This is a genomic window from Pseudomonas sp. SIMBA_067 (genome assembly GCF_046534675.1).
Taxonomy (GTDB): Bacteria; Pseudomonadota; Gammaproteobacteria; order Pseudomonadales; family Pseudomonadaceae; genus Aquipseudomonas; species Aquipseudomonas putida.
Window position 1 is genome coordinate 1 of record NZ_JAWRYH010001002.1, and the last position, 249, is coordinate 249.

The 249-nt window shown below is 70.3% G+C and carries 1 protein-coding gene; it reads left to right on the forward strand.

Annotation, left to right across the window (positions count from 1 at the left end; all coding sequences use genetic code 11):
* On the forward strand, nt 1-249 hold a 249-nt coding region (locus SB765_RS32235), incomplete at both ends, for a methionine adenosyltransferase domain-containing protein (protein ID WP_410932844.1).

A 249-nucleotide genomic window follows, 5' to 3' on the forward strand; every position in this document is an offset into this window, starting at 1 on the left:
TCAACCCGACCGGCCGCTTCGTCATCGGCGGTCCGCAAGGTGACTGCGGCCTGACCGGCCGCAAGATCATCGTCGACACCTACGGCGGCGCTTGCCCGCACGGTGGCGGCGCGTTCTCGGGCAAGGATCCGTCCAAGGTCGACCGTTCGGCCGCCTACGCTGCCCGCTACGTGGCCAAGAACATCGTGGCCGCCGGCCTGGCGCGCCAGTGCCAGGTGCAGGTCAGCTACGCCATCGGTGTGGCCGAGC